This window comes from Streptomyces sp. NPDC058239 (assembly GCF_042882185.1).
In the GTDB taxonomy this organism is placed as follows: Bacteria; Actinomycetota; Actinomycetes; order Streptomycetales; family Streptomycetaceae; genus Streptomyces.
Genome location: NZ_JBHVWS010000004.1, coordinates 190,762 through 206,842 on the forward strand (window position 1 = coordinate 190,762; position 16,081 = coordinate 206,842).

Below are 16,081 nucleotides of genomic sequence, written 5' to 3' on the forward strand. Positions count from 1 at the left end.
TCCACACCGCGACGGTCTTTCGCCACCCCCGGGGACTCTGGAACACTCCAGTCGCTTTCGCCCCCACGCCTCCTCACCCCACAGAGGTCCTTACCCATGGCTGAACTCGACCGTCGCCGTTTCATGCAACTCGCCGGAGGCACAGCCGCCTTCACCATGCTGTCGAACAGCATCGCCCGCGCTGCATCCCTCCCGGCGAAGGGCGCCACCGGCACCCTTGAGGACGTCGAGCACATCGTCGTGCTGATGCAGGAGAACCGCTCGTTCGACCACTACTTCGGCACACTCAAGGGTGTACGCGGCTTCGGTGACCCACGTCCGGTGACATTGCCCAGCGGCAAACCGGTGTGGCACCAGGCCTCCGGCACCAAGGAAGTGCTGCCGTTCCGGCCGACGGCCGACAACCTCGGACTCCAGTTCATCCAGGACCTCAACCACGACTGGGCGGGCGGCCACCGGGCGTTCAACAAGGGCGCGTACGACCAGTGGGTGCCCGCCAAGTCGGCGACGACGATGGCCTACCTCACCCGCGAGGACATACCGTTCCACTACGCCCTCGCCGACGCGTTCACCGTCTGCGACGCGTACCACTGCTCCTTCATCGGCTCGACGGATCCGAACCGCTACTACATGTGGACGGGATACACCGGAAACGACGGCACCGGCGGCGGCCCCGTGCTCGGGAACGACGAGGCGGGGTACGGGTGGACGACGTACCCCGAACGACTGGAGAAGGCCGGGGTGTCCTGGAAGATCTATCAGGACATCGGCGACGGGCTCGACGCCGCAGGGTCCTGGGGGTGGATCAGCGACGCCTACCGCGGGAACTACGGCGACAACTCGCTGCTCTACTTCAACAACTACCGCAATGCCAAGCCCGGCGATCCGCTCTACGACAAGGCTCGCACCGGTACTGACGCCAAGAACGGCGACGGGCTCTTCGACATGCTCAAGGCCGATGTGAAGGCCGGCACCCTGCCGAAGGTCTCCTGGATCGCCGCCCCGGAAGCCTTCACCGAACACCCCAACTGGCCCGCGAATTACGGTGCCTGGTACATCGCACAGGTGCTGGACGCGCTGACGTCCAACCCGGAGGTGTGGGGCAGGACCGCACTGTTCATCACGTACGACGAGAACGACGGCTTCTTCGACCACATCGTGCCGCCGTACCCGCCGTCCGGGGCCGCACAGGGGCTGTCCACCGTGGCGACCTCCGCCGACTATTTCGCGGGCAACGGAGGTTACGCCGCTGGTCCGTACGGTCTGGGGCAACGCGTGCCGATGCTCGTCGTCTCGCCGTGGAGCACCGGAGGGTTCTCCTGCTCCGAGGTGTTCGACCACACCTCGATCATCCGGTTCATGGAACGTCGCTTCGGGGTGAAGGAACCGAACATCTCACCCTGGCGGCGCGCCATCTGCGGCGACCTCACCTCCGCGTTCGACTTCCGCCGTACGGACACCGCTCCCGTCGCCCTGCCCTCCACTGCCGGGTACCTGCCGCCGGACCGCAACCGGCATCCCGACTATGTGCCCGTGCCGCCCGCCGTCGGCAGCGTTCCCAAACAGGAACCGGGCTCCCGGCCCACCCGGCCGCTGCCGTACGCGCCGTTCGTGGACGGTTCGGCGAATCCGGCGACCGGAAAATACGGCCTCACCTTCAGCGGCGGCGCCGCGGCCGGAGCACACTTCCTGGTCACGTCCGCGAACCGTACCGACGGACCGTGGACGTACACCACCGAGGCCGGCAAGTCGCTCTCCGACACCTGGAACACGGTCTACTCGAACGGGGTGACCAGCCTCAGCGTGCACGGTCCGAACGGCTTCCTGCGTACCTTCAAGGGGCCGGGCAAGGCGGCAGGGCCCGAGGTGACCGCCCGCCACAACGCCACCAATGGGCAGCTCGATCTGACGATGACTCATACGGGGTCCGGTGACGTTCATTTGACGGTGAAAGATGCATACGGCGGCACTGCCCAGACGTTCACGGTGCGCGCGGGCACGACCGTGAACCACTCGGTGGACCTGCGGGGGAGCAGCCGCTGGTACGACATCTCGGTGGTCTCCGACACGGACACCACGTTCCTGCGCCGCTTTGCCGGACACGTCGAGACGGGCGAGGCGGGTACGAGCGATCCGGCCCTGATGGCAGGCTGACCGTGGGGCGGGGGCAGGTGTTCATGCCCCCGCCCTCTTGACCGGTCCCGGGCGTCTGACCACCCGTCGGCCCACCGCCGCCCGTGGGATACAGTTATCGCAGGTCATGAGTTCCAGTGCACAGCCCCGGCTAACTGGACGGCACCCCGCTCCGCTGCGGGTGCTCCGGGTGACGACCCGCCCCGTGCTCGGCGCATGGGGAACAGCGGACCATCGGGGCAGAGCACCTGGGGTCCATGATCCCAGGAAGGCGAACGACCATGCTCCCCCATCTCATCGAGAACGACGACTGCCCCAGCCATGGACCCGGCCACCACGTCCACTGGATTCACGCCAAGAAGTGCCACCAGGAGCCCGGCCGGGCCGTGGAACTCCTGCTCACCTCGGGTGATGTCGGTGCCGACGGGTGGATCGGGCTGCGCCCCACCTTCGACCTCGCCGAAGACCTGCCGAAGGTGTGGACACACGCGCCGGGACTCCTCCGGGAACTGCTCGCCGCGCACCGCGGCCGAGTGTTCTGGCTGCCGCGGTGGCATGCCCTGAAACTGGTGGACTCCGGGGGCCGGGCAACGGCACTGGTCAATGCCGGCTTCGAGGGCGGCCCGCTGTGCGCGACCCGGGCGCCCGACCCGCGGCGGACCATTGGCGGCACGACGTACGGGCTGTAGCCGACCCGTCCGCCTATCGTGGACGTACCGGTCCCGGCCCGGTCCTGCCGCGGTGCAGGGTGGACAGCGTGACCGGCAAAACGGTGTCGAAGCGCTTCGACAGTTCTCTGGACAGCTCGTGCGGGCGGGTTTAGGCTCGGAACCATCTGCGCATGTCACAGACTGAACCGGTCGAATTCGAAGCGCTTCGCCCAACCGGTCGGTACGTGTCGGCGTGTGTCCCGGTACCCGAAGTCGTCCCGTGATGGAGAGCCCTGAATGGTCACCCTTGCCGAGGTCGCCCAGCATGCCGGAGTCTCCGCGAGTACGGTGAGCTATGTCCTCAGCGGGAAGCGGTCCATCTCGGTGTCCACCCGGGAGCGGGTGGAGCAGAGCATCCAGCAGCTCGGATATCACCCCAATGCCGGTGCGCGGGCGCTCGCGAGCAGCCGGTCGAACATCATCGCGCTCATGGTGCCGCTGCGCACCGACATGTATGTGCCCGTGATGATGGAGATCGCCATCGCGGTCGCCACCACCGCTCGCACGCACGGCTACGACGTCCTGCTGCTCACAGGAGAGGAAGGGCCGGCCGCAGTGCGGCGGATCGCCGGCAGCTCGCTCGCCGACGCCATGATCCTGATGGACGTGGAACTGCACGACGAGCGGCTCCCGTTGCTGCGTGAGACCGACCGGGCCGCAGTGCTCATCGGGCTGCCCGCCGAAACGGACGGGCTCACCTGTGTGGACCTCGACTTCGAGGCGACCGGGGCGCTGTGTGTGGAGCACCTTGCCGCACTCGGGCATCGTGAGATCGCGGTGATCGGCGAGGCGGCCGCCGTCTACGAGCGCCACACCGGGTTCGCCGAGCGGACCGTGGACGGTGTGCGCGCCAGGGCGCAGGAGGCCGGTGTGCGGGTGCTGCACCGGCCCTGCGAGGGCGGGTACGCGGCGATGGCCCAGACCCTGGCCCGGATCTTCGACGAGCGGCCGGGCACCACGGGGTTCATCGTGCAGAACGAGTCCGCCGTGGAACCACTGCTCAATCTGCTGCGTCAGCAGGGACGGGCCGTGCCGGAGGATGTGTCGGTGGTCGCCATCTGCCCCGAGCAGGTGGCAGCGCAGGCATCGGTCCGCCTCACCTCGGTCGCCATTCCGGCACAGGAGATGGGGCGGCGCGCCGTTGAGCAGGTCGTCGCGAAGCTGGGCGGGCGGGGAACGGATGAAGTGGAGCTGCTGGCCCCGGAGTTGACGGTTCGGGAGAGCAGCGGGCCGGCACCCGTCGGCTGACTGTGGTGCGCACGAGCCGGCCCCCGCGCGGGGGGCCGGCTCCTGCGCGGGGGCCGGCCCCTGCCGGCTCCGGGCGGGTCAGCCGGACGAGACGCTGAATCCGTTCGTCGTGAAGTCCAGGCCGCCGGGCGACGACGTGATCTCGTAGCCGAACTGGACGTCACCGATGGTCTCGTTGCCCCACCAGCCCTTGGTGTCCTTGATCCACTTCAGGATCGGCAGGATGTCCACCGTGCCCGATGTGGAGTCCGAGGTGCGCAGGAACGAGAAGACCTGGTTGGACCCGTTGTCCCCCTTGTAGACCGTCCAGGCGTGCGAACCACGGGAGCGCTTGCCGGTGCTCATCGCGCGGCGCGGCTTCGCAGCACGGCCGCGCCGTAGCGGCCCAGCGCCACACTGCCGGCCACCACCCTGCCGGTCAGCAGATCCACTTGCTCACCGGGAACGGAAACGGTGACCGTGGACCGCCCGTGATGCAGGAGGAAGAGCAACTCGCCCCGTCGGACCGCCTCCACATCTGCAGGCAGTCCGGCCAGCACCGGACGCGCGCCCGCCTCCTCGGCCACCCGGCCGAGCAGGGTGCGCAGCGCCTCCGGCTCCGGCAGGGTCGATACGTACCAGGCCCGGCCCTTGCGCAGCACCGCGGGCAGCCCGGCGAGCTCGCCGTCGCGGTATGCGGACACCACCTGTGTGCCCCGCTCCGGCTCCAGCTCCTCCGACCAGAGTCCGGCGCGGAATCCGTCGCACTCCACCGTCGTGTCCGTGTCGAGCGGCCACCACTCGTGGAGCGTACGAATGCCGAACAGCTCACGCAGCCGCACATCCATGCCGCCCGGCCTGATCCGGTCGTCGGCGTCAGCGACCCCGCTGAAGAAGCCGCAGACCAGCGTCCCACCGCCCCGTACATAACCGACGAGGTTGTCGATCGCGGCATCGGTGAGCAGATACAGCTGCGGTACGGCCACCGCCTTGAACCGGCCCAAGTCGGCTTCCGGGCGGGCGAATTCCGTGCTGATGCCGGTTTCCCAGAGAGCCCGGTGCCAGCTCCGGACCACCTCGGTGTAGTCGAGGAGCGCGGACGGGCGTCCCTCCTGCGCACCGGCCCACCACGCATCCCAGTCGTGCAGGATCGCCACATCGGCGGGCACATCCGTACCACTGACCGCCGCGCCGATCGTGGCCAGTTCCGCACCGAGCCCCTTGACCTCCCGGAACGTGCGGCCCTGCTCACCCGCGTGTGTGAGCATCCCGGAGTGGAACTTCTCCGAGCCCTGCCGGGACTGCCGCCACTGGAAGTAGCAGACCGCATCGGCGCCACGCGCCACCGACTGAAGCGACCAGAGCCGGTTCAGACCGGCCGGCTTGGGATGGTTGACGCCGCGCCAGTTGACCGGTCCCGCGGCCTGCTCCATCAGCATCCATGGACCTGCGGCCTGCGAACGCGTCATATCGGCGAGCATCGCGTTGTACTGGCCGCCCAGCGGGTCCTTCGGGTCCGGGTAGATGTCCACGGAGACGATGTCCTCCTGTGCCGACCACGCCCAGGCGTCCTGCCCCGACCACAACGGCATGAAGTTGGTGGTCACCGGGATGTCCGGGCTGTGCCGGGCGACGATGTCGCGCTCTGTCACATAGCACTCCAGCAGTGCGTCGGACGTGAACCGCTTGAAGTCCAGCACCTGCGTGGGGTTCTTCATGTACTGCGCCTTGCGGGGCGGCAGAATCTCCGACCAGGTGTCGTAGCGCTGACTCCAGAACGCCGTGCCCCACGCCTCGTTGAGCGCCTCGACCGTTCCGTACCGGTTCTGCAGCCACCGACGGAAATGGGCAGCCGTCTCGTCGCACCAACAGTGCGTGCAGTACTCGTTGTTGATGTGCCACACCGTGAGCGCCGGATGGTTCGCGTACCGCGCTGCCAGGTCCTCGGTGAGTGCGGCGGCATACCGCCGGTAGACGGGTGAACTGGCACAGAACTGCTGCCTCGATCCGTACCAGACGACCGAGCCGTCTTCGGAGCGCGGCAGGGTCTCCGGGTGCTGCGCACCCATCCACGGCGGTGGGGACGCGGTCGGAGTGGCGAGCACGACGCCTACGTCATGGGCGTGCAGCAGATCCATGAGCCGGTCCAGCCAGTCGAACTCCCTTGCTCCTGGGCGTGGTTCGATCTTCGCCCAGGAGAACACCCCGAGGGTGACGGAGTTGACCCCGGCCTCCTTCATCAGCCGTACGTCGTCCTCCCACACCTCTTCCGGCCACTGCTCGGGGTTGTAGTCGCCGCCGAAGAGGATGCGGCCACGGGCTGCGTCGCGCAAGGACGGCATCGACTTCTCGCTCCTCATTCCGGATCCGCGTACTGGATGCCACGGCCGTTGGTGCCCAGATAGACACGGCCGTGGATTCGGGCGTCACCGGTGATGACCTCACCGGTCCAGCCCCACTGGTGCCTGTCGTCGTTGATCCGGATCCAGGTGGCGCCCTCGTCGTCGGAGCGCAGCACCGCCACACCGTCGAAGGTTGCGGAGACCCGCCCGGTCTGGAAGATCGCCGGATAGCCGGTCGTGCCGGATCGTTGCCCAGGACGCCTTTTCCTCCTTGCCGGGGCCGCCCTGCCGAAGCCCAGTGCGTGCGAGGCCTGGCAGCCGGCCACGTGGGCGAAGGCCGCGCCGCCGTCCGTCGACCGGAACAGTCCGTGGTCCTTGGCGGACAGCCACAGGTCACCGCTACGGCCGGGAGCGGCGGCGATCCGGAACTGCACGTCACCGGCGGGGAGCCCCGTCGCGCCCTGGTAGAAGGTCGCCCCGGAGTCCGTGGAACGGAAGAGGACGCCGGTGTCCGTGTCGTACGCATAGAAGCGCCTGGCGTCGAGCGGATCGGCAACCGGTGTGCCGCCCTTGGGGAATGTGGCGACCTCGGTCCAGGTCGCACCGCCGTCCGTCGAGCGGTGTGCCGGATACTTCGTGCCGTCCCAGTGGATGAACGACCAGAGCAGCGTTGCCCCGTCCGCCCCGACCGCGACCGGTCCGGGCGCCGAGGCGGCGATGTCCGGCTGGGCGGCGAACGGCTGCCAGCTTCTGCCGCCGTCGTCGGAGTACGCGCCGGCCGCAGCCGAGCCGGACGGCCACCCGGTGCGTACGACGTATGAAGGCTTGAGCGCGGCCAGGGCCAGACCGGTGGCCGTACCGAAGGTCGGGTTCGACGCCATACCGCGTGCCGGGGAAGCGGCGAGGGTGTCGTGGTACATCACACCGATGTCGCCCAGCCCACTGAGGAGCTGGGCACCACCCTGGTCCGGGGCGAGCAGGAACTTCACCGCGGACTCCTCCAGGCCACGGATCTGAGGCGCCCAGTGGACCAGGTCCCGGGTTCCGAAGATCGTCGCGCCCGTCCCGTACATGATGTGAAGCGAGTCGTACGGGTCGACGGCGACGGCCTGGATCCACCAGCCGAACTTGGCCGCGTCCCCACCCCAGCGCAGATACGGGGTCTCCGACACATCGAGGACCGCAGCGTCCTTGAGCGAGCTCCAGGTCGCACCGCCGTCGGTGGAGCGGAACACCGTGTCGATCTGCGACCAGCGGTTGTTGGTGGTGACGACCAGCGTGCCGGCGCGACGCGCGTCGACGGCGACCCCGCCGTAGCCGAAGGTGTCGCCCGAGGCTGATTCGGGGCTGACAGGTGTGACATTGCGCCAGGTGTTCGTCAGCGTGTCGAGTCGGTGGACCGACCCGTCGGACTGCCCGTTGGGCCCCGGCGCATCCGCGTAGGTGACGTACAGAGTCGAGGAGTTCGCGTCGTACGCGGCCCGGATCGGCACCCCCGACGCCGCGACGTCTCCGGACGGCTGACCGGGCACGGTCTCCCAGCCTCCGGAAGCGGTCGTACGGTAGAGAGCCGTGCCGCCGTCGCCCCAGCCCGCGTACACCGTCCGGCCCGCGGCGACGAGGAACGTGACACCCTGACCGGCCGCCGACGCGGTGGCCGGGAAGTCGACCGGGGCCCAGGTCACGCCCCGGTCGGTGGAGCGCAGCAGACCGTCGTGACGGGTACCGAGCCAGAGCGTCTCGCTGTCGCGCGGGTCGACGAGCAGCCGTTCACCGGCACCGCGGCCGTCCTCGTTCGCCCCGAGCCGTACCGCCAGGTCCGTACGCGCCCAGGTCGCACCCCGGTCCTCGGAGCGCAGCACCGCACCGGGGCTCGCCCAGGACTGCGCATATGTTCCGCAGGCCAGATAGAGACGGTCGGGGTGTGCCGGGTCGATGGCCAGGGCCTCGATGCCGAGCAGATTCCAGTCGTCCCAGCCGAGCTGGTCGGTGAGCGCGGTCCAGCGGGACTGCACATCGTCCCACCGGTACGCGCCGCCGATATCGGTGCGCGCATACGCCAGCCCTTGCACGGCCGGGTGAAACAGCAGACCGGTGACGAAGCCCGTCCCGCCGATGGCCGCCGTGCGCCAGCGGTGCGGCTCGACGTCCTTTGCCCGATGGCGTTCGGAGGCGGCAGCGGCAGGCGCCGCGACCGGCACGGCCACGGCCGCGGCGGCGACGGCCGCTCCCGCGAGCACGGTGCGACGACTGGGCGTGGGCGCGGACGAAGCGCGCATGGCGAACACCTTCCGGAAGCAGTGAGGGGAGCGGGGAGGACGAATCAGGCAGGGGTGGGCATCTCGGGTCAGCCCTTCACGGCGCCCGTCAGCATCCCTTTCTGGAAGTGCTTCTGGACGAACGGCGACAGCACCGCGACCGGGACCAGCGCCAGCACCATGACCGCCATCTGCACGGCGAGACTGTTGATCTGCCCGCTGCTCACCGCCGCCCCCATGGCGCCCGGCGGCACCTGGTGCTGGAGGACCAGTTGGCGCAGGATCATCTGAAGCGGGTACTTCTCGCTGTTCTGGATGTAGAGCATCGCGTTGAACCACTGGCTCCAGTAGCCGACCGCGTAGAACAGCGAGATCACGGCGATCACCGCACGGGACAGCGGCATGATGATCTGCAGCAGAATGCGCCATTCGCCGGCGCCGTCGATACGGGCCGCGTCGATGAGCTCCGGTGCGGTGTCCATGAAGAAGCCGCGCAGGACCAGCACATTGAACACGCTGATGGCGCTGGGCAGGATCATCGACCAGTAGCTGTCGCTCAGACCGATGCCCGTGACCAGCAGATAGGTGGGGATGAGTCCGGCGCCGAAGAACATCGTCGCCATCAGGATCATCAGCAGCGGACGGTGCCCGTAGGAGTCCCGCCGGCTCAGCCCGTACGCGCAGAGCACCGAGACCGCCATGCTGAACGCCGTGCCGACGACGGTCAGTCCGATGCTCACCATCGCTGCCCTGGTGACGGCGCCGCCGCTGAGGAGTTCCTTGTACGCGACGAAGGTGATGCTCTTCGGCCAGACGACCAGGCCGCCCGCGTCGTTGATCGCCCTGGTGTCGGAGAGGCTGGTGACGAGCACCACCCAGAGCGGGATGATCACGACCGCGCAGATCGCGAAGAGACCGAGCCCCTTGAATGCGAGACCTGCCTTGGTCGGCTCCTCCTCCCATACCGGGCGGGGCTCCATGCGCAGGGCCCGCTGGAGCGGGGATTCCTTGCGGGGATCGGCGGGGGCGGGTTCCGACGGGTCCTTGTCCAGTTCCAGGAGAGTCGTCATTTCTTGGAGTACACCCCCTGCTCGCCCAGCATGTGGGCGACCTTGTTGGCACCCAGCACCATGGCGACGCTGAACAGCCCCTTGAAGATTCCGGCGGCGGCCGCGTAGCCGAAGTCGCCGGTCTTGATGCCCGTCCACCAGATGTAGGTGTCGAGGATTTCGGATGCGCCGGAGCCGACCTGGTCGCGCTGGAGCAGGATCTGCTCGAAGTCGAGATTGAGGGCGCTGCCGACCCGGAGGACCAGGAGCAGTGCGATGACGGGGCGCAGCGCGGGGAGTGTGACATGCCACATGCGACGCCAGCGGCCCGCACCGTCCACTGCCGCCGCCTCGTACAGATCGGTGTTGACGGCGGCGAGCGCGGCGAGAAAGACGATCACGCCCCAGCCCGCGTCCTTCCAGACGGACTGCGCGGTGACGAGGAACTTGAAGAAGCCCGGACTGGTCATCAGGTCGAAGCCCTCATGCCCGTGTTCACGCAGCCACTGCGCGACCAGGCCGGCGCCGCCGAACATCTGCTGGAAGACGGTGACGACGAGCACCCAGGAGAAGAAGTGCGGCAGATAGACCACTGCCTGGACCCAGGCCCGCACCCGAGCACTCATGATCGTGTTCAGCAGCAGGGCGATCACGATCGGAATCGGGAAGAAGAGGATCAGCTGAGTCAGGAAGATGACCAGTGTGTTGATGAGGACTTGCCAGAACCGGTAATCCTCGAAGATCCGTGTGAAGTTGTCGAAGCCGACGAACGGGCTGCCGGTGATTCCCAGGTCGTATACGTCGTAGTCCTGGAAGGCCACGATGTTCCCGAGCAACGGGATGTAGTTGAAGATCAGCAGCAGGGCGATGGCCGGCAGCGTCATCAGTACCAGAGTGCGGTCCCGGCGCAGTCGCAGGCGCCATGTGATGCCGCCTGCCTGCGCCCCCGTGCTCGTCGGTGTGGTCTTCGCAGTACGGGCCCGGCGGCCGCCGATCGTCCGGGACCTGCTCGCCCGGCCGTCTCCGCCGCCCCCGGGGCTTTCACCCTTGCCGTCGCGCCCGGCGCTCTCGTCGCCGCCGGACGGGGCTGCCGCCCCGCCGGCATCAGGATCCGTAGCGGTCGAAACCGTGGCCCGTGGCTTCACCGTGTGCTCCCCATGTCGTGCTCTCCGCCCCGGCCGCCGGGCTTCCCTGCGCCCGGCGGCCTCCTCGCTGTCGTACTTACGGTGCACAGCGCCCGTACGCGTCAGTTGCCGGAGCCGTTCTTGTCGAGAATGTCCTGGTACCAGGCGCGCAGCTTGTCGCCGCCGCTGTTCTTCCAGGTGGTCACCGCGGCGTCGATGTCGCTGACCTTCTTGCGGCCGCGGCGGATGTCCTTCTGCAGGTCGTCGAAGGGCGTGTACAGGGATGCATAGCGCTGCGGTTCGACGATCTGCATGCCGAAGAAGAGCGGCTTCTTGACGTACGGGGCCTGCCGCGCCATCCAGCCCGCGTAGTCCTTCACCAACTGCGGCTCGTCGGGGAAGGCGACGGTGTGCGGCGGCGAGGCGAGGAACAGGAAGGTGGAGGGCTGGGCCTCCTGGATGCCCTGCGGGGTGAAGGTCGGCACACCGTTCTTGATCGTGTAGTGGGTGCCTTCCACGCCGTAGTTGGTGAGCATGAACTCCTTGGTGCCGTACGGCGCGGCCGCGAAGTCGGCGATGCCGAGGAGTTCCTCGATCTGCGCCTTGGAGAGCTTCTTGCTGAGGAAGGTGAAGATGGACCCCGGATCGTCCTGCCACAGCACCGGCCTGCCGCCGTCGTGGTTGAAGAAGTCGAGTGCCTGCATGTCGAACTCGGGGTTGGCGGTGGCCTGTTCGGTCACCATGCCCTTCCAGCCACCGGTGCCGTCGTTGTACATCATTACGTGTCCGCTGGTGAAGCGGATCTTGGAGTCGGCGTCCTTGTTGGCCTCGGCGTCCGGGTGGACGTATCCGCCGTCGTGGAGCTTGCGGGCGAAGGCGAGCGCCTCGCGGTACTCCTTCGTCTCGATCTTGTGGACCAGTTTGCCGTTCTCCAGCTGCCAGTAGTGCGGTGCGTCGGGCAGCAGGCCGAAGATCTTCTGGATGCAGGTCCAGAGGTCGTCGAACGCCCAGACCTTCTTCTTCGCGTCGGTGTACTCCTTGCCGAAGGCCAGCAGATCGTCCGCGCTGCCCGGTACGGCGCCGGAGCCGGTCAGGTCCTTGCGGTAGAAGATCGCGTTGCCCAGGATCGGCGACGGCATGGGCAGACCGCGCAGCTTGCCGCCGAAGACGGAGTACTGCCAGGCGCCGGTGGGGATGTTCGCCAGGTTCGGGTACTTCTTGATCGCTTCGCCCGCCAGATACGGGCTGAGGTCGGCGAACTTGGCGCTGATCGCGTTCCGGATCTGCCCCTGCATGTTCCAGCCGGGGATGGTCATGGCGTCCGGGAGGTCGGAGCCGGCCAGCACCGCGCCGATCTTGTCCTGGTAGGTGTTGCCGTCCTGCGGGTCGAAGTTCAGCGTCGCGCCGACCGCCTTGTTCACCGCCGTGTAGTACGGGTTGTTCTTCTTCGGGACAGTGCCCCACAGCGGGGTCATGATCCGGAACTCGGAGCCCTTGCCCGGTGCCGACTTCACCGAGGAGACCAGCGGTTCGGGCAGCTTCGTGAACCCGGGACTCGAACCGTTGACGCTCGCCACATCCGGCTCGACGAGGTTGGACGGGATGTAGTTCGGCAGGACCTTCTTCAACGCCTTGCCCGTCGTCGTGCCGTCCTTGCTCCCGGAACCGGAGCCGCCGCCGCACGCGGCGAGGAGCGGTGCTCCACCGGCCACGGCGACCGCTGCGAAAGCGCTCGAAGCCAGGAAGCCCCGCCGGCTCGGGGCGGTGTAAGCAGGGGAGGAATTCGGCGTCATTGCGTCAACCCTTCGAGGCGCACCAGGACGACACCCGGCGGGCGTCCGCCGATCGGCTCCTGTGTCTGAGGTGGGGCGTAGCTGGCTGAGCCGGTCGACCGGCCGCAGGTGAAGCGGTTCGCTGAGGAGGTGGCAGAACCTGTCACGGACCTGGTCACCGTCCCGGCAATTCAAGGGCGAGAGACGCCCGTTCGAAGCTCTGTCGAAGCGCTTCGATGTTGCAGCGAGGTTAAGTGAAGCGTCCCTGCCGCACAAGAGTCCGTTTCGAGATTCCTCCGACCTGTTTCCCAACCGTTTCCCGGCACAGCTGGGGGCGGTTGTGGACCACCGGCGGTCCCCACCCTTGACACCTGCGGGGTTGTCCACGGAGCATCGAAGCGCATCGAAAGATCTTCAAGGTCTCGGCCGAGCCTCACACGGAGCTCGTCCGGAGCGCTGTCGAGGCTCATGCGCCGAAAGACCTCCCACCTCTCCAAGGGGATCCGCACGTGACGGAACAACCGCAGCCCTTCCGCGACCCGCAACTGCCGTTCGCCAAGCGCATCGACGACCTGCTGCAGCGGCTCACCCTCGACGAGAGGATCGCGATGCTGCACCAGTTCGCGCCGCCGGTGGACCGGCTCGGGCTCGGAGCCTTCCGCACCGGTCAGGAGGCTCTGCACGGCGTCGCCTGGATGGGACCGGCGACCGTCTTCCCACAGGCCGTCGGCCTCGGCGCCACCTGGAACGACGAGCTGGTCCGCCGGATCGGCGAGGCCGTCGGCAACGAGGTCCGCGCCAAGCGTGCCCAGGACGACCGGGTCGGCCTCAATGTCTGGGCCCCGACGGTGAATCTGCTGCGCCATCCGTTGTGGGGGCGCGGTGAGGAGGGGTACTCCGAGGACGCCGGACTCACCTCCGCCATCGCCGTCGCGTACACCCGCGGGCTGCGTGGTGACCACCCCCTCTACTGGCGCACCGCCCCGGTGCTCAAGCACTGGCTCGCCCACAACAACGAGACCGACCGCGACACCTCCTCCTCGTCGGTCCGCCCGCGGGTCCTGCACGAGTACGACCTGCGGGCGTTCCGCGACGCCGTGCGGGGAGGTGCGGTGGCCGGGGTCATGCCCGCGTACAACCTGGTCAACGGGCGGCCCAATCATGTCTCGCAGCTGCTGTCCCAGCAGCTGCGCAGCTGGACCGACCGGTCGCTGGTGGTCTGCTCCGACGCCGGAGCGCCGTCCAACCTCGTCGACTCCGAGCACTACTTCGACACCCATGAGGAAGCCACGGCGGCTTCGCTCAAGGCCGGAGTCGACAGCTTCACCGACCACGGCCAGGACTCCTCGGTCATGACCGGCCGTATCCGCGGCGCGCTGGAGCGCGGCCTGATCGACGAGCACGACATCGACACGGCCGTACGCCGTCTGCTGGAACTGCGCTGTTCGCTGGGCGAGTTCGACCCGGAGCTCGACCCCTACGCGGCAGGCGCGGACGCCGGAGCGGCCCTCTTCGACACCGCCGAGCACCGAGCGCTCGCCCAGGAGGCTGCCGAACAGGCCGTCGTCCTGCTGAAGAACGAGGGCCTGCTGCCGCTCGATCCCGGGACGGGGAAGACGGTCGCGGTCGTCGGGCTGCTCGCCGATGCCTGCAAGCTCGACTGGTACAGCGGCACCCTCATCCACCGGTCCACACCGCTCGACGGAGTACGGGAACGGTTCGGCGCGGACAACGTCGTCTTCGCGGAGGGCGCCGACCGGATCCGCCTGCGGTGCGCGGACGGCTGGCTGCAGATCCCCGCCACCGACGACAACCGCGACCCGGCGCGGGGTGCGCAGGGCGCCCTCGACCCGGCGCTGCTCGCGGGCCGTACCGACCTGCCGCCGCTGACCTGCGGCGACACCCCGTCCGAGCTGGCGCTCGTCGACTGGGGCAATGGTGTCATCACCCTCCGTGCTCCCGAAGGCCTGTATCTGTCGGTCGCCGAGGACGGTTACGTACGGGCATCCGCGGACGAGCCGGGCGGCTGGGTCGTCCAGGAGACCTTCCGGTGGGAAGCGGTGGAAGGCCACCGGGGCGGTCACCGCCTTCTGCACATCGGAACGGGCCGGTATCTCTCTGTCGCCGCCGACGGCGTAAAGGTTGCCGCCGCGGACGAAGAGATTTCCGCAGACGTGAATGCGGCCGGGGCCCCTGGTGCGGCAACCGTCTTCGAGATCGAGGTGACCGAGCGCGGCGAGGACGCCGTGGCCCGCGCCGCCGCCGCTGCCGACACCGTGATCGTCGTGGTCGGCAATGACGCGCACATCAACGGCCGCGAGACCGAGGACCGCGCCACCCTCGACCTGCCCGCCCAGCAGGAACGCCTCTGGCGCGCCGCCCATGCGGCGAACCCGCACACCGTGCTGGCGGTCACCTCCGCCTACCCGTACGCCCTCACCGACGCCGCGGCCGCACTGCCGGCCCTCCTGTGGACCGCGCACGGCGGCCAGGCGGCCGGAACCGCGCTCGCCCGCATCCTGGCCGGCGACATCTCCCCGGCCGGGCGGCTCCCGCAGACCTGGTACACCTCCGACGCGGAGCTGCCCGGCCTGCTGGACTACGACATCATCGGCTCCCGGCAGACGTACCTCTACTACGAGGGGACACCGCTCTACCCGTTCGGCCATGGACTGTCGTACACCGACTTCACCCACACAAGTATCACCGCCGAGCGCGACGGCGACCTGCTGCGGGTCCGGCTGACGGTCACCAACACCGGTGCCGTCGCAGCCGACGAGGTCGCCCAGCTCTACGTACGGGCCGTGGCGCCGTCCGTCGTCCGTCCCCTGCGCCAACTTGTCGCCCACCGCCGACTGCATCTCGCCCCGGGCGCCGGGGAGCGCGTCGAGTTCGCGGTCCCGGTCGCCGAGCTCGGCCACTGGGACGTGGCACACGGCCGCTGGACCGTCGAACCCGGTACGTACGAGATCCAGGCCGGAGCCTCCAGTACGGACATCCGGCTCGTCACCCTCGTCACCGTCGACGGTGAAGCGACCGGCCCCCGCCCGGTCCTGGACCGGGGCCTGGAAGCGGCCGATTACGACGAGCAGTTCGGCACCGAGCTAGTCGACCGCACCAGGACGCACGGCGACGCGGTCGCGCCCGCCGCTCCCTTCGATTCCGTCGCCGTGGAGAACGAACTCCTCTTCCGGAAATGTGACTTCGCGAGCGGCGTGCGCGCCGTCACTGTCCTTGCAGCCGGTGAGGGAGCCGTGGACATCACGGTCGACGGACGTACGGTCACCGTCCCGGTCCCTGCCACCGCCGGACCGTACGACTACCGGCCCCGGGATGCCGTGCTGAGCGCCTTTGGCGTCCATGACGTACGAGCCACCCTGCACGGGGCCGTGCGCCTCGCGCGCCTCGCCTTCACCGGAGACGCCGAGTGACCGCACAGGCCCGCCGAATCGCCGCCCCGCCCCGC

General features: G+C 68.6%; 9 protein-coding genes, 1 pseudogene and 1 riboswitch. Of the genes and pseudogenes, 4 read left to right on the forward strand and 6 right to left on the reverse strand.

Annotation, left to right across the window (positions count from 1 at the left end):
* Nucleotides 1-96: 96 nt before the first annotated feature.
* The 3 genes from ACFVYE_RS07980 (at nucleotide 97) to ACFVYE_RS07990 (ending at nucleotide 4,091) form a co-directional block, all read left to right on the forward strand.
* Complete coding sequence (locus ACFVYE_RS07980; RefSeq protein ID WP_389604609.1) at nucleotides 97-2,154, forward strand: phosphocholine-specific phospholipase C; 2,058 nt, start codon at nucleotides 97-99, stop codon at nucleotides 2,152-2,154.
* 102 nt (nucleotides 2,155-2,256) lie between these two features.
* A riboswitch (SAM riboswitch) is annotated at nucleotides 2,257-2,366 on the forward strand.
* A gap of 48 nt (nucleotides 2,367-2,414) precedes the next feature.
* A complete protein-coding gene (locus ACFVYE_RS07985) occupies nucleotides 2,415-2,822 on the forward strand; it encodes a hypothetical protein (RefSeq protein WP_389604611.1) in 408 nt (135 codons plus the stop codon).
* 258 nt (nucleotides 2,823-3,080) lie between these two features.
* On the forward strand, nucleotides 3,081-4,091 hold the full coding sequence (locus ACFVYE_RS07990) for a LacI family DNA-binding transcriptional regulator (protein WP_383973337.1): 1,011 nt from the start codon (nucleotides 3,081-3,083) through the stop codon (nucleotides 4,089-4,091).
* Between the two features lie 78 nt (nucleotides 4,092-4,169).
* Here ACFVYE_RS07990 and ACFVYE_RS07995 read toward each other — a convergent pair.
* From ACFVYE_RS07995 to ACFVYE_RS08020, 6 genes and pseudogenes are all read right to left on the reverse strand, one after another.
* Nucleotides 4,170-4,412 (reverse strand): annotated as a pseudogene (locus ACFVYE_RS07995) (hypothetical protein); the annotation flags it as partial.
* Nucleotides 4,413-4,432: 20 nt separating this feature from the next.
* Nucleotides 4,433-6,412 carry a beta-galactosidase gene (locus ACFVYE_RS08000; protein ID WP_389604613.1) on the reverse strand — a complete coding sequence of 660 codons (1,980 nt, stop codon included), beginning with the start codon at nucleotides 6,410-6,412 and terminating at the stop codon, nucleotides 4,433-4,435.
* A 14-nt stretch (nucleotides 6,413-6,426) separates the two neighbouring features.
* On the reverse strand, nucleotides 6,427-8,691 hold the full coding sequence (locus ACFVYE_RS08005; protein ID WP_389604615.1) for a 1,4-beta-glucanase: 2,265 nt from the start codon (nucleotides 8,689-8,691) through the stop codon (nucleotides 6,427-6,429).
* 68 nt (nucleotides 8,692-8,759) lie between these two features.
* Nucleotides 8,760-9,740 carry a carbohydrate ABC transporter permease gene (locus ACFVYE_RS08010; protein ID WP_383977559.1) on the reverse strand — a complete coding sequence of 327 codons (981 nt, stop codon included), beginning with the start codon at nucleotides 9,738-9,740 and terminating at the stop codon, nucleotides 8,760-8,762.
* Nucleotides 9,737-10,864: an ABC transporter permease gene (locus ACFVYE_RS08015; protein WP_389604617.1), complete on the reverse strand. Its 1,128-nt coding sequence runs from the start codon at nucleotides 10,862-10,864 to the stop codon at nucleotides 9,737-9,739. Before ACFVYE_RS08015 ends, ACFVYE_RS08010 begins: the two co-directional genes overlap by 4 nt.
* 101 nt (nucleotides 10,865-10,965) lie before the next feature.
* Nucleotides 10,966-12,636 (reverse strand): extracellular solute-binding protein, encoded by a 1,671-nt coding sequence (locus ACFVYE_RS08020; RefSeq protein WP_389604619.1) that lies wholly within the window; start codon nucleotides 12,634-12,636, stop codon nucleotides 10,966-10,968.
* Nucleotides 12,637-13,124: 488 nt separating this feature from the next.
* On the opposite strand from ACFVYE_RS08020, the gene ACFVYE_RS08025 reads away from it, so the two are divergent.
* Nucleotides 13,125-16,046, forward strand: coding sequence for a glycoside hydrolase family 3 C-terminal domain-containing protein (locus tag ACFVYE_RS08025; RefSeq protein ID WP_389604621.1), 2,922 nt, complete (start codon nucleotides 13,125-13,127; stop codon nucleotides 16,044-16,046).
* The last annotated feature ends 35 nt before the right edge of the window (nucleotides 16,047-16,081 follow it).